This window comes from Maribacter litopenaei (assembly GCF_025244665.1).
Lineage (GTDB): Bacteria > Bacteroidota > Bacteroidia > Flavobacteriales > Flavobacteriaceae > Maribacter > Maribacter litopenaei.
In genome coordinates, this window is the sequence record NZ_CP104205.1 from 3130740 (window position 1) to 3152165 (window position 21426).

Annotated in this window: 17 protein-coding genes and 2 pseudogenes; 8 read left to right on the forward strand and 11 right to left on the reverse strand. The window is 39.0% G+C overall.

What is annotated here, in order from left to right:
• The first annotated feature begins 135 nt into the window (after nt 1-135).
• The 6 genes from surE to NYZ99_RS16980 all read left to right on the forward strand — a co-directional run bounded on the left by surE (nt 136) and on the right by NYZ99_RS16980 (nt 4967).
• On the forward strand, nt 136-912 hold the full coding sequence (gene surE, locus NYZ99_RS16955) for a 5'/3'-nucleotidase SurE (protein ID WP_260572415.1): 777 nt from the start codon (nt 136-138) through the stop codon (nt 910-912).
• Nucleotides 909-1193: a hypothetical protein gene (locus NYZ99_RS16960; RefSeq protein ID WP_260572416.1), complete on the forward strand. Its 285-nt coding sequence runs from the start codon at nt 909-911 to the stop codon at nt 1191-1193. Before surE ends, NYZ99_RS16960 begins: the two co-directional genes overlap by 4 nt.
• Before the next feature lies 1 nt (nt 1194).
• Nucleotides 1195-2313 carry a lipid-A-disaccharide synthase gene (gene lpxB / locus NYZ99_RS16965; RefSeq protein WP_260572417.1) on the forward strand — a complete coding sequence of 373 codons (1119 nt, stop codon included), beginning with the start codon at nt 1195-1197 and terminating at the stop codon, nt 2311-2313.
• 105 nt (nt 2314-2418) lie between these two features.
• Nucleotides 2419-2631 carry a hypothetical protein gene (locus NYZ99_RS16970; protein WP_260572418.1) on the forward strand — a complete coding sequence of 71 codons (213 nt, stop codon included), beginning with the start codon at nt 2419-2421 and terminating at the stop codon, nt 2629-2631.
• A gap of 25 nt (nt 2632-2656) precedes the next feature.
• Nucleotides 2657-2959 (forward strand): C40 family peptidase, encoded by a 303-nt coding sequence (locus NYZ99_RS16975; RefSeq protein ID WP_260572419.1) that lies wholly within the window; start codon nt 2657-2659, stop codon nt 2957-2959.
• A 1-nt stretch (nt 2960) separates the two neighbouring features.
• Nucleotides 2961-4967 (forward strand): ComEC/Rec2 family competence protein, encoded by a 2007-nt coding sequence (locus NYZ99_RS16980; protein ID WP_260572420.1) that lies wholly within the window; start codon nt 2961-2963, stop codon nt 4965-4967.
• A 12-nt stretch (nt 4968-4979) separates the two neighbouring features.
• On the opposite strand, the gene NYZ99_RS16985 is transcribed toward NYZ99_RS16980, so the two are convergent.
• Both NYZ99_RS16985 and NYZ99_RS16990 read right to left on the reverse strand, forming a co-directional pair.
• Nucleotides 4980-6368: a peptide MFS transporter gene (locus NYZ99_RS16985; RefSeq protein ID WP_260572421.1), complete on the reverse strand. Its 1389-nt coding sequence runs from the start codon at nt 6366-6368 to the stop codon at nt 4980-4982.
• Nucleotides 6369-6395: 27 nt separating this feature from the next.
• Nucleotides 6396-8562 (reverse strand): annotated as a pseudogene (locus NYZ99_RS16990) (S9 family peptidase).
• 206 nt (nt 8563-8768) lie between these two features.
• Between NYZ99_RS16990 and NYZ99_RS16995 the strand changes: the two are divergent.
• Nucleotides 8769-10085 carry a hydroxymethylglutaryl-CoA reductase, degradative gene (locus NYZ99_RS16995; protein ID WP_260572422.1) on the forward strand — a complete coding sequence of 439 codons (1317 nt, stop codon included), beginning with the start codon at nt 8769-8771 and terminating at the stop codon, nt 10083-10085.
• Complete coding sequence (locus tag NYZ99_RS17000; protein ID WP_260572423.1) at nt 10086-10991, forward strand: GYDIA family GHMP kinase; 906 nt, start codon at nt 10086-10088, stop codon at nt 10989-10991. It abuts the gene before it with no gap.
• A gap of 51 nt (nt 10992-11042) precedes the next feature.
• Here NYZ99_RS17000 and NYZ99_RS22235 read toward each other — a convergent pair whose 3' ends face one another.
• The 9 genes and pseudogenes from NYZ99_RS22235 to NYZ99_RS17045 form a co-directional block, all read right to left on the reverse strand.
• Nucleotides 11043-12056 (reverse strand): peptidylprolyl isomerase, encoded by a 1014-nt coding sequence (locus NYZ99_RS22235; RefSeq protein ID WP_338039075.1) that lies wholly within the window; start codon nt 12054-12056, stop codon nt 11043-11045.
• Nucleotides 11965-13164, reverse strand: coding sequence for a peptidylprolyl isomerase (locus tag NYZ99_RS22240; protein ID WP_338039076.1), 1200 nt, complete (start codon nt 13162-13164; stop codon nt 11965-11967). The genes NYZ99_RS22235 and NYZ99_RS22240 overlap by 92 nt, the downstream gene beginning before the upstream one ends.
• Before the next feature lie 144 nt (nt 13165-13308).
• A pseudogene (locus tag NYZ99_RS17010) lies at nt 13309-14596 on the reverse strand (hemolysin family protein).
• Between the two features lie 198 nt (nt 14597-14794).
• A complete protein-coding gene (gene lptC / locus NYZ99_RS17020) occupies nt 14795-15304 on the reverse strand; it encodes an LPS export ABC transporter periplasmic protein LptC (protein WP_338039077.1) in 510 nt (169 codons plus the stop codon).
• Between the two features lie 98 nt (nt 15305-15402).
• Nucleotides 15403-16773, reverse strand: coding sequence for a hypothetical protein (locus NYZ99_RS17025; RefSeq protein ID WP_260575265.1), 1371 nt, complete (start codon nt 16771-16773; stop codon nt 15403-15405).
• A 39-nt stretch (nt 16774-16812) separates the two neighbouring features.
• Nucleotides 16813-18099, reverse strand: a complete 1287-nt coding sequence (bamG, locus tag NYZ99_RS17030; RefSeq protein WP_260572426.1) for a BamG family beta-barrel-assembly machinery protein — start codon at nt 18097-18099, stop codon at nt 16813-16815.
• Entirely contained in the window at nt 18100-18828 is a 729-nt protein-coding gene (locus tag NYZ99_RS17035) for a type III pantothenate kinase (protein ID WP_260572427.1), read from the reverse strand.
• 52 nt (nt 18829-18880) lie between these two features.
• Nucleotides 18881-20611: a hypothetical protein gene (locus tag NYZ99_RS17040; protein WP_260572428.1), complete on the reverse strand. Its 1731-nt coding sequence runs from the start codon at nt 20609-20611 to the stop codon at nt 18881-18883.
• Nucleotides 20601-21419, reverse strand: coding sequence for a hypothetical protein (locus tag NYZ99_RS17045; RefSeq protein WP_260572429.1), 819 nt, complete (start codon nt 21417-21419; stop codon nt 20601-20603). The genes NYZ99_RS17040 and NYZ99_RS17045 overlap by 11 nt, the downstream gene beginning before the upstream one ends.
• Nucleotides 21420-21426: the final 7 nt, after the last annotated feature.

Sequence of the window (21426 nt, forward strand, 5' to 3'; positions counted from 1 at the left end):
CAACTTTTATGTCGAAATCCTCTAAGATAAAGAAAAAACCATGCCAATTAGGAGGCGGGGAATTAATTTTTTGTTAAACGACCCAATCGGCAAATCCTATTTAAAAACGTATTTTTACCCTAGAAAGTATATGCCATGGGAAAACCTTTGATATTGGTAACCAATGATGATGGGATTACCGCCCCCGGGCTTAGAGCATTGGTCTCCTACATGAAGGAAATAGGTGATGTTGTAGTAGTAGCCCCGGACAGCCCCCAATCCGGCATGGGACATGCCATTACCTTGGATAGCACCCTATATTCAAAAAAAATGCAAGTGGACCTCAGTCATACCGGAACAGAAGAATACAGCTGTAGTGGTACCCCTGCAGATTGTGTAAAACTAGGGCTTCAAGAACTATTGGAAAGAAAGCCCGATATCTGTGTAAGTGGAATCAACCATGGCTCTAACTCCTCGATAAACGTAATCTATTCAGGTACAATGAGTGCTGCCATCGAAGCAGGAATAGAAGGGATTCCGGCCATAGGATTTTCATTATGTGACTACAATTGGGATACAGATTTTTCACCTGCAGAAGTTTATGTTAAGAACATAGTGGGCGAGGCACTTACTTGTGGAATTCCAAAAGGAGTGGTTCTCAACGTAAACATACCCAAACTGCCAAAGCAGGAGTTAAAGGGAATAAAAGTATGCCGGCAGGCAAAGGCCAACTGGAAAGAGAAATTCGATAAAAGAACAAACCCAATGGGCAAGGATTACTATTGGTTGACTGGCGAATTCGAGCTTTTGGACAAAGGGGAGGATACGGATGAATGGGCCTTGGCGAACGGGTATATTTCCGTAGTGCCTACCCAATTCGACCTTACTGCACATCATGCCATACAGGACATAAACAATTGGAATTTGAAATGAACATAAAAAAAGAACTCTTGATCGGATTTTTGGTGGGCATTATAGCCAATAGCGTGGGCACTTTGGCCTATATCATTCTATTTTCAGATCTAAGTATTTCAGAGACCTACAAAGCCGCTGTTTCCCAAGGACATGTAGGTAGTCTCTTGGCACTGGGTGCCATCTTTAACCTGATTGCTTTTTTTGGTTTTTTGAGAATAAAGAGGGACAACCGTGCCAAGGGGGTTCTTATAGCTACTATCCTTACCGCTTTGGTCATTCTGTACTACAAAGTTTTCTAGAATGAAATACTACATTATCGCGGGCGAAGCTTCCGGAGACCTTCATGGATCCAATTTGATCAAGGCTATAAAGGTGGAAGACCCGGAAGCTCATGTGCGTTGTTGGGGAGGAGATTTAATGAAGGAGGCCGGCGGAACGTTGGTAAAACACTATAAGCAAATGGCCTTTATGGGTTTTTTGGAGGTATTGATGAATCTCAATACCATATTCAAAAACATTGCATTTTGTAAAACCGATATTAAAAATTCCGCCCCGGACATCATCGTTTTTATAGATTATTCAGGTTTTAACCTGCGAATTGCAAAATGGGCCAAAGAGAATGGTTATAGAACCAACTATTACATTTCTCCTCAAATATGGGCATCTAGGGAAGGAAGAATTGAAAAGATAAAGAGGGATATTGATGCGATGCACGTCATTTTACCTTTTGAAAAGGAATTCTATGAAGGTAAGCACCAGTATCCGGTAAATTTTGTAGGCCATCCTTTAATTGATGCTATCTCCATGCGCGCAGAGATAGACGAATCAACCTTTAGGAAATCATTTAGGCTAGATGAGCGCAAACCTATAATAGCCTTATTACCAGGAAGTAGAAAACAGGAGGTACAAAAAATGCTTTCCATAATGTTGTCAATTACCGAAGATTTTCCCGACTATGAATTTGTGATTGCAGGCGCTCCTAGTTTGGAAACCGAATTTTACCAACCCTTTCTAGAAGGTCAAAATGTGAAAATGGTAAAAAATAAAACGTACGATTTGCTATCCTTTGCAACCGCCGCCTTGGTAACCAGCGGGACCGCCACTTTGGAAACCGCTCTATTTGGTGTTCCGCAAGTGGTTTGCTATAAGGCCAATTGGGTTTCCTATCAAATTGCCAAAAGGATTATTACCTTGGAATACATTTCATTGGTAAACCTCATCATGAAAAAGGAAGTTGTAAAAGAACTTATTCAGAACGACTTAAACACTGAACGGCTAAAAAAGGAACTAACCGCAATACTAACTGGTAAAAAAAGAGAGGAAATCCTCATCGAATATACCGAACTTCGACAAAAATTGGGAGGAGTAGGCGCCAGTAAGAAAGCTGCAGCTTTGATTGTGGCAAATGCCAAATCCTAATTCAAATCAATCCATTACAAAATAATTCTATAATTTTGATGTTCAAGTAAGAGATACTACTTGAAACCAATGCGCTATTTTTCCATATTTCTGTTACTTTTTTTCATGGCCAGTTGTGGCAGTTCCAAAAAAAAGTTAAGCTCTACAGAACGCACCATATCCGTTGCCGCCGCGGATGAAGAGCGCAGAAATGATACTTCGAATGAGGCAAAGGATTCACCAAATGTATCGAACTCTCTTGAAATTCCTAGAGGATATGTCTCAAAAGCCGACGATATAATCAATACCGCGTTAACATTTTCTCAGTATCCGTTATAAATACGGTGGTACCACCGGAAAGGGTATGGATTGCTCCGGACTGCTATACGTTTCTTTTAGTGAGCATGATGTTGAGCTTCCAAGAACCTCCAGTAGAATGGCAGAAAGAGGCAAAAGAATCAGGGTCAAGGATATTGAAAAAGGAGATCTTCTTTTTTTTAAAACCACTAGAGGTTCAAAGCGTATCAATCATGTGGGAATGGTAGTTACGGTGGATGATGATGAAATAAAATTTATTCATGCTTCTACCTCAAGGGGGGTAACCGTATCTTCGTTACGGGACGGTTTTTGGAACCAGGCTTTCGTAAAAGCCACTAGAATATTATAGCATGAAATTGCTGGCGTATGCATCGATTAAGCTTACGCTTCTACTAATACTAGGAATCCTCATAGGATATACCTTTCAAATACCAATTAAATATTGCTTTGGTTTTTTATTGTGCTGCTTTGCGATATTGGGATATTTTTTCATTAGAAAAGCCGACAAAACTCTAAAGTTTAAACTAGTAGCGGGTATAACTGTAATTTTCATAGGAATGTTTTCCTTCCTACAATCCCAGTCGATACAGTATGATCATTATTTCAAGAAAGTTCAAAAAACCGAATTCCCTCTGCTTCAGGTCAAAATAACGGATGTACTAAAACCTAATGCATTCTCGCAAAATTACGTAGCCGAAGTGTTAATGGCAGATGGTAAGAAAACAATTGGAAAGATTCTTATAAATCAGTCTACAGACAGTATTCACAATACATTTCAGGTGGACGATGAGCTTTTCATAAAATCAAAAATATCACCTATTAACCCACCACTAAACCCCCATCAATTTAACTTTAAAGAGTACATGGGGCACCTAGGAGTCCACCATTCTTTAAAGCTCAGCTTGGAGAACTTCACCGTATTGCCAAACCCATCCAAGACCTTAATCGGTTATGCACAGCAAGTACGCTCCAATATCATTAAAAAGTTAGAAAATGAAGATTTTGGAAGGGAGCAATTATCAATTATACGGGCCCTGCTTTTAGGTGAACGGACGACTATCTCGGAGGATACTTATTCCAACTATGTAGATGCCGGTGCGGTACATATATTGGCAGTCTCCGGACTTCATGTCGGAATTTTGTTGATGCTTATCCAATTTGTACTGAGACCATTGAACCGTCTTCCATACGGCAAAAAAATAGTATTGTTCCTAACGTTGATCTTACTCTGGGCATTTGCTTTTATAGCCGGCCTTTCGCCCTCAATTATCCGTGCCTGTGCCATGTTCACTTTTGTTGCCTATGCCATGTACATGAACAGGCCTTCAAATAGCTTCAATATTTTGGCCTTGTCCATGTTCTTTATATTATTGGTAATTAATCCCAATTTATTGTTTCAGGTGGGTTTTCAGATGAGCTATGCCGCAGTGTTCGCCATAGTTTGGATCTACCCCTTATTACAAAAATGGTGGTTTCCAAAGAATAGAATAATAAGATATCTATGGCAATTGCTATCGGTTAGTATCGCTGCCCAATTAGGTGTTTTGCCCATCAGCCTATTCTATTTTCACCAATTTCCAGGGTTGTTCTTCATATCAAACCTATTGATTGTACCCTTTTTAGGGTTGATACTTGGGATGGGTATGATCATTATAGTATTATCCTTAGTAGAAAAGTCATCAAGTTCGTTGATTTGGATGTATAATGAAGTTATTGGGCTTATGAATAAAATTGTTTCTTGGGTAGCAAACCAGGAAACTTTTCTTTTTAAATCCATTTCCTTTGATGAAATGCAATTGACCTTAGGGTATCTTGTAATAGGTTCACTGGTATTCGCTTTCTCCAAAACAAATTATAGACGCATTATGTTGTTTTTGGGTTTCCTTTTGATGTTCCAAACTTACACGATTTATAAAGAATTTGAAGCAGGCAGTAAAAGTGAAACTATCATATTGCATCAAGTAAAAAATTCTGTGCTATTTGATAAAAACGGCAATATGTTGAAGGTTCTTACAGTGGACTCCACGAGATTAAAACGATTAGTAGATAATTATATCGTTCAAGAACGCATCGACCAAACCCGATACCTTCCAGTTAAAAACAGTTATTTGATATATGACAAGTCCCTACAAATAATCGATAGCGCAGGAGTTTACCTGCCGACGAATACAAATACCATATTTCTACTTACGAAATCTCCCAAAATAAATCGGAACGTTTTATTCAAGAAGCTAATCCTAAAGAAATTATTGCGGATGGCAGCAACTACCCTAGTTTTATCGCAAACTGGAAACAAACTTGTTTACAATATAAAATCCCATTTCATTATACAGGTGAAATGGGATTTTACAGATTAAACTTGGATTGAACTAATGGTCGGCAAGTTCGAAGTCTTCGGCTTCTTCATCCGAAATTTTTGATTCTCCATCCTCTGCTCCGTGAGCCAATCTTTTTAATGGTTTGAGCATAAGAATTACCAAAAGGCCAATTAATGTCCAAATAACGGCGATACCTGTAAATATTTCAAATTCCCCAAGTTCTTGGGAAGCCTGTCCTATTAAGCCAGCAACCTTGTTTCCCAATCCGGTAGCCGCCCAATAAAGACCCATAATTATGGAAGCATATTTTAACGGGGCCAACTTAGTAATATAGGATAATGAAACCGGTGAGGCACATAATTCACCAATAGTATGTAATAGGTAAGCCAAAATCAACCAATACATTGCTGAAGAACCATTGGCCTCATACTCAAGGGATGCTGCACTCATAAAACCAAATCCTAAGGCCATAATGATCAATCCAACAGCAATTTTAAACATAGAGGAAGATTCCCTTCCCTTTTTTCGCCACTTTAACCAAAAGGCACCAACCGCAGTTGCTAATGTTATTATAAAAAATGAATTAACTGATTGAAAAACAGAGGCAGGAATTTCGAACAAACCAAAAAAGTTTCTATCCGTTTTCTGCGAGGCATATAAATTCATTAGCCCTCCAGCTTGTTCGAAAGCGGCCCAAAATAAGATGATCAATAGAAATGAAATCAGTAATACTTTAATTCGATCCTTTTCTATACTTGTTAAAGGCCTATCAAGAATCTCCCGGTCCTTTTCATTTTTTCTACTTATCAGGTTTCCTACGTTGGTCAGGTATTTTTGTCCCCGGATGTATACCGCCTGGCCTAAAAACATTCCGATTGCAGCCAATCCAAAACCATAGTGCCAATTTATATTTTCACCTACATAACCACATACTATCGGAGCCAGGAATCCCCCAATATTAATTCCCATATAAAAGATATAAAAACCAAGGTCCCTACGCTCGTCTTTTTGCTTATACAAACCACCTACCATTGACGAAATATTTGGTTTTAAACAGCCCACACCCAATATGATGAAAAGACAACCAATATAAAAAGTGGTTTCTGAATTAAGTGCCAATACCGCGTGACCAATACACAAAAGAATACCACCGAGCATTACCGTTTTCTTTTGCCCTAAAAGTCTATCGGCAATCCATCCTCCGGGTATGGATGACACATAAACGAGCATGGTATACCAACCATATAATGCCAATGCTTCATCATTTGACCATCCAAAACCTGCATTGCTGGAAGTAGTTTCCGCTACTAAAAACAAGGTAAATAATGCCCTCATTCCATAGTATGAGAACCTTTCCCACATTTCGGTAAAAAACAGAATATAAAGTCCTACTGGGTGTCCAAATAATTCTTTCTTATGTGCGGGTTTAGCGTATGCCATAATATTTTGGTTTGGTTAATTGGTCGGTTATAAATTTTCCTTTACAAAGTTTGTCATCTTGTTAAATAGATGGACTCGAGTGTTTCCTCCATAAATCCCGTGGTTTTTATCTCGGGTAAATGCCCCATTCAAATTGTTTGTTGGCTTGTACCAGGGCCTCTATCATTCGCATGGTATTCTGTACATGAACATTGTCATCACCCGAACCATGGATCAATAAAAAATCACCTTGCAACAATTCCGGATAATTAAAAGGAGAATTGTCGTCATATCCACTTGGATTTTCCTCCGGCGTTCTCATAAAGCGTTCCGTATAAATGGTATCATAAAAACGCCACGAGGTTACAGGAGCCACGGCTATGGCCATCTCAAAAGTATCATTACCCTTTAGCAAGGAATTGGTGGCCATATGACCTCCAAAACTCCATCCCCAAATTCCGGTTCTATTTGAATCAATATAAGGTCTTTCACTTAATTTTTTGGCTGCGGCTATCTGATCTTCCGTTTCATACTTTACTAAATTCAAATAGGTGACCTTTTTAAAGTCCCTTCCCTTATATCCTGTACCCCTGCCATCTACACAAGCAACAATATAGCCTTCTGCAGCTAACAACTGATGCCAATAATCCCTAGTATTGTACCATGTATTACTTACACTTTGGGAACCGGAACCACTATATTGGTACATCAACAAAGGATACTTTTTGGAGGCATCAAAATCCTGGGGTTTTATCAAGTACATATTTAGGTCGTTCCCATTAATATTGATGGTCGAGAATTCTTTCGGATTAATGATATACCCTTCCAATTTCTTCAACAAGTCAGTATTATCCTTTATATCCTTCAATTTCTTCCCCGTTAATGCCTTATGCAACGTGTAGACAGGTGGGGTGGTAGCATTGGAAAACGTATTAATGAAGTAACTGAAATCGGTACTGAACGATGCACTATTCGTACCTTTATCGACTGTCAGGCCCCTTTTGTTTTTGCCATCACTTTCCACGCTATATACCCCTCTATTTATAGAGCCATTTTCCGTGGATTGATAATATACCTTATCCTCATTTTGATCATATCCATAGTATCGGGTAACCTCCCAATTCCCTTTGGTGATTTGATTCATGAGTTCTCCATCGGAATTATATAGATATATATGGTTCCAACCATCCTTTTCGCTCGTCCAAATAAAACTGTCGTCTGCCAAGAATGTAAGATTGTCGGTAATGTCCACATAGGCCTCATCTGTCTCCTGCAATAATAGGCGAACGGCATTAGTACCGGCATTAACCTCGTGCAGCCTTAAATCGTTTTGATGCCTATTAATAGTTTGAACGCTCAAATAGTTTGGATTGTTCATCCATTTTATTCTAGGTATATAATAAGGGTCTCCCAAATCAACTTTAGAAATTGTTCCATTGAGAACATCCAATAAGTGAAGACTTACCAACGCATTGTCCTCTCCCGCTTTTGGATATTTAAACACATTTTGGGAGGGATACTTTTCGACACCGTACATATCCATAGAAAATTCAGGTACATTGGTCTCGTCAAATCTTAAAAAAGCGATTTTAGTTCCATCGCTGTTCCATTCAAATGCACGTACAAAAGCGAACTCCTCTTCGTAAACCCAATCCGTAATACCATTAATAATTCTATTTTTTTTACCATCCATGGTGACCTGTTTCGTAGTACCCGTACTCAAATCCATGATATAAAGATTATTTTCCTTTACGTAAGCCACTAGTTTACCATTTGGTGACAATGCCGGTTCCTGAATCTTTTCCGAACTAATTTGGGTAAGGGTTTTCGATTGAATATCAAAGACGTAAAAAATACCTAATGTAGACCTCCTAAAGATAGATTCTACCTCTGTAGCCAATAAAACCTTGGATTCATCCTGACTAAATTCGTAAGAGGAAAAATTTTCTACTCCTTCTAAGTCATTTGATGTCACTATAGTTTCTACTTTATCCAGGGTTTTATAATCATATTTATCTATCGAAGAAACCTTTCTTGCCGAATCAAAATTCAATACAGTATACTGCTTGCCATTGTTCATGGAACGAAGTACGTCAAGACCTTGTGTGCTAAAGGTACCCGAATAAATTTCTTCTACAGAAATATTTTTTTGTTGAGCCCGAACAGTAGATAGAAAACCTATCAAACAAAGTGCAAGAATGTAAAATTTTCGCATGAAATGATCAAATTTGTTAAATTCTCCAAGTTTACCACTAATTCTCTAAAAAACCTCGATTTCCTTTTAAAAAGACCCCAACTTTAACGATGTATTCACGTTCACAAACATTATTCCCAATATCATTATCTTTATTGCTTAATTACCATTTTTAGGGTCTTTTTAAAGACTCTAATAGACCGTCTTTACTCAAGAAACCTAGAAAAATGAAGAAGCCCATTGCCGGTTTTTCAAAGCTTTCCAAGTCAGAAAAAATTGAATGGATCGCTACAAACTATACCCAAAACCCAAAACAATCAAAAAAAATCCTTGAATCATACTGGAATACAGATCCAAGGTTACAACAGCTCCATGACGAGTTTATAGAAAATACCATTAGTAATTTTTATATGCCGATGGGCATTGCCCCCAATTTTTTAATCAACGACCGACTTTACGCCATTCCCATGGCTATTGAGGAAAGTTCCGTAGTAGCTGCTGCCAGCAAGGCCGCCAAGTTTTGGGGTGATAAGGGAGGGTTCAAAACGACGATTTTGGGAACGGAAAAAGTGGGTCAGGTACATTTTATTTTCAAGGGCGACAAATCCAAACTTGAAGAATTTTTTCGTTCCATCAAGCCAAAATTACTGACAGATACCGAACATTTAACAAACAGTATGGTAAAGCGAGGAGGAGGTATCAAAGACATCGTCCTGAGAGATAAAACAATGGAGCTGGAAAGTTATTTCCAACTTCATTGCACTTTTGAGACCCAAGACGCCATGGGGGCCAACTTTATAAATAGTTGTTTGGAACAATTTGCTGCGACCCTCAAAAAAGAGGCCTTGAACCATTCCAATTTTACAGGTGAGGAGCGACAGATTGAAGTGGTAATGAGTATTCTCTCCAACTACGTTCCTAATTGTTTGGTTAGGGCTGAAGTGAGTTGCCCAATTGATCAATTACAGCTGTCCAATGATATATTGCCAAGGGAATTCGCCGAAAAAATGATAAGGGCAGTTCAAATTGCCAAGGTAGAACCCTACAGGGCCGTTACCCATAACAAGGGAATTATGAATGGCATCGACGCGGTGGTATTGGCCACGGGTAACGATTTTAGGGCCATTGAAGCGGGAGCTCATGCGTATGCTGCCAAAAATGGCAACTATTCCAGTCTTACCCACGCTAAAATAGAAGGGGATATATTTACTTTTTGGATAGAAATCCCTTTGGCCTTGGGAACCGTGGGCGGGCTTACAAAGCTCCACCCCATGGTAAAACTCAATCTAGAAATCCTGCAAAATCCATCGGCAAAGGAATTGATGGAGATTATGGCTGTTGCTGGTCTAGCCCAAAATTTTGCTGCCGTAAGCTCATTGGTCACCACGGGAATTCAAAAAGGGCATATGAAGATGCACCTTATGAATATCCTTAACCAACATGCAGCCACTGATGAGGAAAAAACATCCCTTATAGAACATTTTAAAACCCATATGGTCACCCACAGGGGTGTTTTGAATGCCCTTGAAAACCTACGAAAATAAATGATGGAGTTCTACAGTAACGGGAAATTACTGCTTACGGGAGAATATGCCATTCTAGACGGAGCCAAGGGCCTTGCTTTGCCTACTAAGTTTGGCCAGTCCTTGACAGTAAAAAAATCAAAGACCGGACAAATAAATTGGCGAAGTCTAACAGAAAACAACACCCCTTGGTTTACAACCGATATTTCAATAGATAATTTTAATGTTATAACTACATCTGATGTAGCGGCTGCTCATAGATTGGTACAAATTTTCAGGAAAACTAAAAGCCTAAATCCCGCCTTTTTAGATTCTTACCAAGGTGGTTATGTAGATACCAAACTGACGTTCCCAAAAGATTGGGGTTTGGGCTCTTCATCTACCCTCATTAATAATATGGCACAATGGGCCGAAGTTGATCCTTATCAGCTATTAGAAGACACTTTTGGTGGAAGTGGATATGATATTGCCTGTGCACAAAGTGACTCTCCCATCGTCTATCAGAAAATTGAAGGCAATCCAAATGTAGAAATAGTGGATTTTGACCCTGCCTTTAAAGACCGACTTTTCTTTATTTATTTAAACAAGAAACAAAACAGCAGGGACGCTATTGAAACATATCGTCAATTAGACATTGACAAAAAAGAGCTCGTTGCCGAAGTAAATGATCTTACTTCTCTGTTGTTAGGAGCAAAAAACTTAGATAGGTTTGAGGCAATTTTGAATCGGCATGAAATTTTACTCTCGGACACCTTAAAGTTACCAACCATCAAGCAGCAAATATTTCCGGACTATCAAGGAAGCATAAAAAGCCTTGGAGCTTGGGGCGGGGACTTTATATTGGTCACCGGAAGACAACAGGAAATGGAGTATTTCATTAATAAGGGGTATGCCACTGTTATCCCCTATTCCAAAATGATCCTATAAAAAAAGACTCTCAATTAAGAGAGCCTTTCTTAAAAATACTTTATAAAACTACTAATAGAATGTAGCTCTTTTATCTTCAATTTCGGAAGACTCCTTAAGGGCATTATATACTTCCGAGTTTACCCTGTTCGCCGCATTGGTCTTTAAGGTATTACTATACGTAGCGTAATTATCCAATTTTGGAGCTTCCGTTCTTTTGGTCACTTCAATTTTGAAAATACCTGTATTACCTTCCAATAAATCGGAAGTTTCACCTTCCTTCATTCCATATGCAGTACCAACGACCACTGGCTCGCTACCGGCACCTGGTATGGTCGGTGACTTGACGGTTAATGCACTAGCGGTAGAAACCGTGGTATTATTATCGGAAGCTATCGCATCCATGGCCTTCCCTTGATTTGCAGCTATTATTTGAGCTGCCTTTCTTTCCTTTCTTATGATAGGCAATACCGTTGCAGAAGCATCCTCGGCACTCATAAGTCCTTCACTGTAAACCCCCGTAAGTTGAACCACAGCATAGCCATCGTTAATATTAAAACGCTTGATATCACCAACTTCAGTATCGTCATTAAATGCCCATTGAACGATTCCTCTTTGAGCACCTAACCCAGGAAGGTTCTCGTCCAATTGCTTTATTTTATTAACTGGCCTAACCAAGTACTCGCTTTTTTGGGCGATATCAGAAAAAGAACCTTCATCCTCAATAGTTTCCATTTCAAATTTGGTAGCATCGGTAAAAAGCTTATTTGTAGTTTCTTCTGAAGCCGCTATTTCCCTTGACAACGTTGCTATTTGAACCAAATCTTCCTTATCATCAATTTTTATCACATGGAATCCAAAATCTGTTTCTACCATTCCAATAGTCCCCACAGGATTATCGAATGCAAAATCATTGAAAGCGGGAACCATTGTACCTTGTTGAAAATAGCCTAAGTCTCCACCATTTGGGGCAGATGGTCCATCTGAATTATCCCTAGCCAATTCCGCAAATACAACACCAGATTTTTTTGCCTCTGCCAGCAAACTTGTTGCTTCCTTTTCTGCCTCTTCCTTGGTTCTTGTCACCTCTCGGATTAGCTCCGGTAGCACCTTCATAGGCAATCAAAATATGACTTGCCTTAACCGAACCATTGGGTCTTCTTCCCATCATTTTGGATATCTTGTAGGAACCTGCATCTTTATACGGACCATAGATCTCACCAACATTCAAAGTCATTAATGTATCTGCAATGCTAGAAGGCAAGTTCTTTTTTGCTTTGAAAATCGTATCCAATTTTATATCGGAATGCCTATCAAGAAAGGCTTCCATATCCTCAGTGTTCCTAAAGCCTGATATAGTATCGTTCCTATCGGTCTGTGCATTATACTCGATTGTATCATCCAATAATTTGGTAACTTCTTCCTTTATTGCCAAATCATCCGCTTCAGATGGTTTCTCACTAAAATAAACGAACTGTATGTCGCGCGCTGGATCTTGCTTAAAATCGTCCTTATGATTATTGATATAAGTGGAAATCTCACTTTTGGTCACAATGATCGTACTATCCGGGATAGAGGAGTAAGGAACCCTCACATATCGAATATCCATTTTCTCATTGGCCAATTTATAGTCCAATTCACCCTCTTTCAAAGTAGCTCCTACTCCCGCCTTGATCAGGTCAAAATAAGTTTGCTCCTTGGCCATTTGGATGATTTCGTTTTCGGTCTGTAACCAAAATTCATATTGAGCAGGATTGTTGTTTTTCCAATCCAATACAGTAGATCGGAATCTGTTGGCATCAAAAACCCCATTTTCATTCTGAAATTCAGGATTTTGAGCGTAGCCCGTGGTTCTCAGAAAATCAACGATTTGATCCTGTTCTATACCAATTCCAAGGTCTTCAAACTGCTCTTCCAAGATGCTTCTTCTTACCTCTTGATCCCAAACTTGATTCATAGTCTGCATGGAAGAAACCGTTGGCCCCATTCTTTGGGAGGCCGCCTCGACCTTTTGTCTAAACTCGTCAATGGATATTTCATTACCATTGATTTCAGCCACAGAAGAGCCAATTTTTCCTCCAGCTCCAAAATTGCTACTTGTAAATACACCTGAGATCACAAAGGCGAAAAGTGCCAAACCAATTATCAGTATTAATACCGTGGTACGCTTTCTAATATTTTCTAAAACTGCCATCCTATCGAATCAAATAATTAAAATCAGTTGGCGAAATTACCATTTTTAATTGAAATAATAAAAACTAAAACATCATGCCAAATGCAATGGTACAGGCATCCTATTATTTCATTGGAGAGTCTATTTCTTAGCCTAAAAATATGATTAATCTTCCTTTAGAATTTCTAGGGAGACTAGGTCTATTTTGGTGTTTGAGACCTCTAATACGGTAAACTTGAAATGGTCTACTACAATTTCCGAATTCTTTTCAGGGATTTCCCCAACTTGATGGACCAAAAGACCTCCCAATGTCTCAAATTCATCCCCGATGGGAAGTTCCAATTTATAGTTCTCATTGATATAATCCACCTCCAATCGCGCCGAGAATAGAAAGTTTCTTTCATCTATCTGTTCTTCCCTAAGATCGGTGGTGTCGTGCTCATCTTCAATTTCACCGAATAGCTCTTCCACAATATCCTCCACAGTCATCAAACCGGAAGTACCACCATACTCATCCAGAACTACGGCCATACTTTTTCGCTTTTTTATGAGCACGTTGAGGATATCCTGTATAAGCATCGTTTCAGGTACAAATTCCACTGGCAACAAAATACTCTTAATAGTTTTTGGCTTTTTAAAAAGTTCATAGGAGTGCACATATCCTATTACATTATCAATGGTATCCTTGAAAACCAATATTTTGGAATAGCCTGTCTCCGTAAACAACTTGGCTAAATTTTTTGGTGTTTCATGAATTTCAACTGCTGTTATCTCCGTCCTGGGAACCATTACCTCCCGGGCTTTCACTTCTGCAAACTCCAAGGCATTTTGAAAAATCCGGATTTCGGAATCTACTTCGTCTTCCTCTTCCACGGTTTCCATTTGTTCGGTAATATAATCGCCCAATTCCAGCTTTGTAAATGCCAACTGCACCTCGTCACCGGAAGTTCTAAATATGTATTTTAAAATGAAGTCCGAAACATAAATAACAAAGTCAGAGATAAAACTAAACGCCAAATAAAAAAGATAGGCAGGTACGGCCAATAATTTCAATAGACTATTCGAATAGATTTGGAACAACACCTTTGGCAAAAACTCAGCAGTAATAAGGATGACCAACGTAGAAATAATGGTTTGGGACAATAGACTGAAATCAGTCAAAAACACCCTCAAAACTTCGTTTTTTGGATTCATACCCAAGAACCAATTCATAAGCACCTCTCCCATAAAAAGACCATATACCACTAAGGCAATATTATTGCCTATGAGCATGGTCGCGATGAACTTGGAAGGCCTTTTTGTAAGTCGGGTAAGAACCTTGGCCAGTAAACCCGCCTGCTTCTTCTCTATTTCAATATGGATTTTATTCGCAGAAACGAAAGCAATTTCCATTCCGAGAGAAAAATGCGGAAAATACCAAGGAAAGAACAATAATAACAATACTGCTATCCACCGCTATTTTTGATTATCCTTTGAGCGTTGTTCAAACTTTTTACGATAGTTTCTTCTAAAAAAGAACATTCCAATAGATACTACCGCAAAAAAAATAAAAAGATAGGCCATACTTCTATCCGAATTCCAGTCTGTGAAAATTCTGTAAATTGAAAAGACGGCCACAATTATATATAAGTATTCCGTATATCTTAAAATCTTAATCATCCTTATCTTCTTTAATCAACATTAGACCATAGGTTTTATGGGCGTTTAAAAAACTAAGGTCCTTTTTTATATCCATTCCTTCCCCATCCATAACGGTACCATCCTCCGGATTTGTAAACTTAAACTTTTCTTGGGTAAATGCCCACTCATTTTCGCGATCGTAGTACAACTGGGGGGCCTCCAACTTTTTACCATCATGCCCTTTTATTACTACGTTACCTTGAAGGTCAATGATAGTAGTTGACGCGTAGTATATACCATAGTCCGCTTCAATGGTGGTTTTTTCATTTCTTTCATTAAAAATTTCAACTAACAATCCTTCCGGAAAGGTTTGATAAGGAAAATCCAAATTCTCGAAATCATTTCGCAGTGATCCTGATATGACTGCCAATACCTTCGAAGAACCTACTTCTTCAGAATTTAAGTTTTCCTGGTAACTCAGTATATGTAAGGACAAAATTCTCTGCAACTCCTTGTGGAAAAACCTCTCTTTTAGCCTCATCACCAACACGTTTGTAGTTATCCTTGCATGAAAAAAAAAGCATTGCCATGGAAACCATGGCAATGCCCTTGAATATATCTACAGAATGTATCGTCATTTTATAATGAAGGTACCTTTACGCTACCTCCTACCCAACAAGAAAAAGATACTGATTGACCAGCCATACCTGCGCTGAAAATCATTTCCTTAGTTGGCGCTTTTGCGTTGTAACTAGCAGCAGCTTGACTGGCCCTACCACTTAATGCTGGGTCAACCCTTCCAGCTTGTCTCGCCATCTCAGCTGCTTTCCAATAAATGGCACGCTTTTCAAAAGGCGTACTACCACACTCATTGGCGCTACCAGCATATAGACTGGCAATTAACAAATAGGCCCTACCATTCGCAGGATTTGCATCAATAGCCTTTTGGGCATAACTTCTAGCCGTAGACCTACTAGATCTAGTGTAACTAGTTGCGATTTTATAAGCGATATTTGATTTTTTCTTTGAATCCGTTTCCAACTCCAAAGCTTTGTTATAATCGGCAACAGCTCCGTTTGTATCACCACTTGATTTCTTCAGGGAACCTAAATAGACATAGGTGTCAGCAGAAGGGGCAAGTTGTGCCTGAACCTCAACCAACTTTTTAAACATAGGATCCTCAGTACACTCTTTACTATACATTCTACCTACAGCACCTTTAACCCATTTTACATCACCCTTCTTTTCTTCAAAACTTTTTTCATACAAAGGGATAAGATTTTCACAATCTGCTAGCTTACCTAATTTAGAATCTATACTACCTGCAATTTTACCGTAATTCTCAGAATAACTATTCGCCACTTTTAGTGATCTTTTCTCTTTAGAAGTAAGTGTGCCTGCTTCTTCCTTGGGAAGCAATTGGGCTATTTTATCTGTATACTTTTCATTTTCCTCTTCAATTTTTCCAGTTACCTCATCGTAAACGTCAAACACTTCCTGAAGTTCCTTTTTTCCGGCATCGTGCAAATCCACTAAACTAGAAAAGTAAAGATATAACGCCTTTGGATTGGTGAAATTTTCCCTATCCTTGGTAAAGGCTTCAGACAACATACTGTACATTTCGGAATCATCTGCCATTTTGTTGTCATACTTTACCATGGCCTTATCTACCATAGTTTCCCCCGGACTTGTTTTTGAAGCAAAGTGTTTCAACTTATTGTCATACAGACCCATTAAATCATTAATGTATCCTTCCTTTTCCGCCCCGGAAGATTTTTCTATTTTATCATTTAGGATACGTTCCCCATATACATAAATGGCATTATTTAACTGTGGACAAGTCTCATAGGTCTTTTTCCAAGGCTCATAGGCCGCTTCATAATTTTTTACCTTTGCATGCTCAGAAAATATAGACAGATTCGTCATACATTCAGGATTTTGAGCCTGCGCATTACTTACTCCCATCATCCCAAGGAACATAATTGCCGCGAAGTAAAGTTTCGTTTTCATCATTCTAAATTTAAAAGTGGTTAATGTACTAAAAATTTATCAATTAATCTTTCGTTTTTGGAACCATCTATCATTTAAGGAAAGGCCGACATTGACCTTAAAGTAGCTCTCCTCTATCAAGTTTGCCCTGGTGGTTCCCCTTCTGCCCAGTTCAAAACCAACATTAAGATTGGAGAAACTTCTTCCCAATGGCAACCCTAATCCAAAAGTTATGCCAAAATTATTAATATCGACATCATTGACAACCATACCCGTCCTGTCCAAACGCACACCTGCCCTATAGGTCACCCTCTTAAAGTAGTTGTCTAACGACCTTGCATCGGGCGTTAAAAATCCTCCAAAAGCAATTGAACTGGCATCATTATAAAAAACATTATCAGTCCCCAAAAAAGGATTCTCAAAAGAGCTCAAGCCTTGAAAACTATATTCCGCACCTAAAAACCACTTATAATCCTTTCCATAACCAACTCCCAAGGTAGTAGTCGTGGGTATTTTAAATTCTGTATTCCTCAGGTTATTGGCATCCAGATTAACGTCGATATTTTCTATATTGCCTCCAGTAGCTATGGAGAAAGAGCCAATATTACGCTCATTTTTGGAAACAAGATTACCTTGAGTATTGACCCTTACAGAAGCGTGAAGCGTATGGTCTTCCTTAATTTGTGGTGTATACAAGAGGGCATAATTGAAATCAAAACCATTGATTTCAGAGGATCTTCTATCAAAGGTTCCAAATTGTACATCCTCAATTTGTTGCAATCTTTCGTTAGATAGGATCCCATAATTATAGTTTATGGTTACACCTAAACTTACATCCTTGATAATTTGATATCCAATGGAATAGTACACCTTAGTCAAATCACCTTCCCCGCTAAAAATATTGGTAAGAGCCTGTCCACCACTAGAGATTTCATCTACAAAATTATATCCCATGGAAGAATACGGCATAATACCGAAACCCATTCCCAAACCTTTTCCTAAACTAAAACCCAATGATAAATAATCCAGATTGGTCAACGAGCTGCTCTGTTCTTCGGTAAAACTCTTGAGACGAACTTGCTTATTGGAAATACCGGCGGTATAGGCTACCGGACCTACCTTGTCCATGACATCAAGACCTAATTCCCCATAACCCGCAGGGTTTTGTAAATTCAAGTGGATACTGTCTGCATACACACCCATATGACCCATCATTTGGTTTTCAACCGTTGCCGAAGTCCTTAAGTCACCAATACCGAAAAACGAATAGGGAGAAACAGTACCGTTTTGAGCATACATACCCGCTGAGGCCATGCACACTATTGCAATTACAATTTTCTTGATCATCTAGTGCTTGTTGTATTCCAGCAAATAATTAAGTCCCTTTAGCAGGAATTTGGAATCCGCAAAGATGGTATTTTTTAGTCTTTTAGACAAAAAATGCGCATCACCCCCTGTTAAAATAACTGTTAAATCTTCAAAACGGGTTGCATATTGATCGATTATTCCGTCCAATTCGGCACAGACTCCGTTGACCACTCCGCTGTGCATACTACTATTAGTCGTATTTCCAATTAAATCCAGGGGAGTCTCCATTTGGAGAAGTGGTAGTGCAGAAGTCTGCTCGTGCATGGCCCGATAACGCATTTTCAGGCCTGGAGATATGGCACCGCCAAGATACTCATCAAAATCGTTCACCATATCATATGTTATACAGGTACCGGCATCGATTACCAAGGTGTTCTTATGGGGAGCATGATAATAAGCTGCGGTTGCCAAGGCTATTCTATCAATACCCAAGGTTTGGGGTGTAGCATAGCTATTTTTAAATGGAACTTTGGACTGATGTGACAACACGTGTACCTTACAGAATAAGGTAAGAACAGTAAGGTATTTCTTCTCTGTTACACCTACCGTAGCATAAATGGCCCTTTGAATACCCGGATATTCCTTGAAGAGCCTTTTGACCTTGTCTTTAAAATCATCAATTTTAAACCGGTCGTCAAAAATTAGGGTGTTTTTGTCAAACACAGCGAACTTTACAAGGGTATTTCCTATATCAACGACTAAATTCATATTGTAAAGTTATGAAATGGAATGGCTTCACGAATATATAATGACCATTGAACTACCTTAATTTGGGCTCAAGCCATAAATATCCCGTAGTAATCAGAAATACAACAAAAAACCAAATTGGGTTCATTCTTTGGGGCAATAATTTTTCCTGATATTGGGTAGAACCATCATTAAAATATCGTTTATTCAATTCAAGGGTGTTATTGTTTGTCAAGGTATTCCAACTACCTTCCTTCATGGCGTAAAAATTAAAGGTAAGAACACTGTCCGACTCAGATGCCAATTGATGCCATCCAGCTTTTCCGGGGTAGACAGTTCCCTCCCACTGATCCGATATTATGGAATTCCTAATAAGAGGTACGCGATATTCATTTTCATAAAAGACATTAGAGTTCTTATTTGATGTAAAAAAGGAAAAGTTAAACGGTTCATTCACATAAGCCCAATAAGAATCTCCATAAAACATTTCAAAGTTTTCAGCCCTTTTGCGAAAGCCATTGATCAAACTAGACCAAATTTCCTTGTACTCCGATTCCTTTCCATCCAATAGCAGTTGGTAGGTATCTTTCAAGATTGTACTGCCGATGCGCCCCCGCCCCACTTGTTTCGAATTTCCATAGTTGTCTATTGGATTTTCCAAAAGTTCATCATTGCCGAATAGCACGGGATATTTATCCAAAACCGGAGTTGATCCAATGGGTAATTGTAAACTCGTTTGATTGTCCGGGACTATTTTAAATTCACCTAAAAGGTTCTTGGCTTGAAATTGATTCCCTGTTTGTTGCACAAAAACCCCAAGTCCATTATTAGTTACTTCTTCGGCCAAAAACCTTTGTTCCGATCGCGACAGGTATTTTAAAGACAGGTCATCAAAAATGATTAGGTCAAAAGTTTGAAGATTATCCTTGTTCAAGGAATAAACAGCTACCCTAGCCGTATTAAAATACTCAAACTTGTATTTCTGCTTGGTTAGTTTAGTTTTGACTATTACTTCATGACCTTCTTCCGACAAAAAATTCTTTAAATATTTAGTCTCGAAGGAAGGAAATTCATTAATCACCGGAATTTTTAATGGTTTGTTACCACATACCTCAACTGGCAAGGGTTCCATGTTAACGATAGAACCAGTACTATCCCTTACTTGTAAATGATATAGAAAATTTCCGGGTACTTTTAGGTTCGTGCGTAACTTAAAACGGGTACTATCCATTTTAGAGATTAAGGAATCCAAAGGCAAACCTCCAGGACCTAGCAGTACCAACTTCATTTGGGAAACGTTGCTTTTATGGTCTCCTTCTACAATCAAATCACTTCCCAAATTAGCCTTTCGGTTGTACTTTAACCGTACAATTCCATTTGAAATTTCAGTAGGCAAAAAAGAAACCTGGTCTTCCTTAATTTGCCATAAATCAAACTCCCGAACCCCGTGTCCCAAAATCAGTAAACGGTCAATGGAATCCAAACGGGCCGAAAGGTCCATCCCCGGTATATACTCTATACTAGAAATTCTGCGATTGGTTCTTTTTATGCTATCCAAGATTTCCTTTTGGTATCCTTCGGTCAATAGTATAGCTTCGCCTTTTACCTTTTGTAAGTAGGTTGGCCTCAAAACTAGTATTGAAAAACAAAGAATAGCCACGAGCCCTAGTACTAGATTTATATAGAATCGATTATCCGCCTTACCCTTCCACTCTTTAAATATGAAAACTGCCCATAGTAATAGAGCCGTAAATACCACCAGTAGCCACCCTTCCTTATAATCAAAATCAAAACTATTCCACATTCAAGGCATCAATAAAAAGGTTGTTCAATCGATTTGTATATCGCCAATCCGCCCGCGGTAATGTCTGCTTTTTGGGCAGGGCCCTATAAATTCCGTTCAGGGCTATTTTTATTTGTTCTCTATCTATCCTTTCTGCTTGCGATAGCCATTTGATCGCTTGCAAGGTTTCCAAATATTTCACCGGTTCTCCAATAGCCAATTGTGCCAGTTCGTTTCCTGCTTTATCGAACAATTGTTGGTCTTGTTTTAAAATTAAACCAGGGGAGTCCAAAAGAATTTCTAAACGGGCAACGGCTTTTTGCATATTGTCAAACGATTCTTGCCGATCCAACGTTTCGTCTTTGGAATAATTCCCTATTTCCTCAAGATCACCGGTCAAACGCTTATCTTCCTTGATAGGCGGAGGATCAAATCCAATTCTATGCACGTAAATCCGTGCGCTGTTCTTTATTTCCTGAATTAATTTTAAGGCCTTGTACTGATAGGGCAGGGATTTTTCCGGTTCAAAAAGTCGTAAATACAATTCGGCATCCCACATTTCCGCCATGGCTTGCTTCAACTTACTTTTAAGGGATTGGGCAAAGAGCGTAGAGGCTTCCGGGTCCTCATGATTATGCACATAGGCTTCCAACGGATCCTCCTCACCACCTTCGTTTCCTTCAACTTCGTGGTCTCCATGCTCCTCGGCCACCAAATTGTGCTCATTGGAACCATCATGGTCGTGAGTATATTCCGCCAAAGGATTTTCCGTTGCAGCTTCTTCCTGAGTTTCTGTAACTACAGGATCCCCTTCGCTTTCATCCCCCATAAATTCA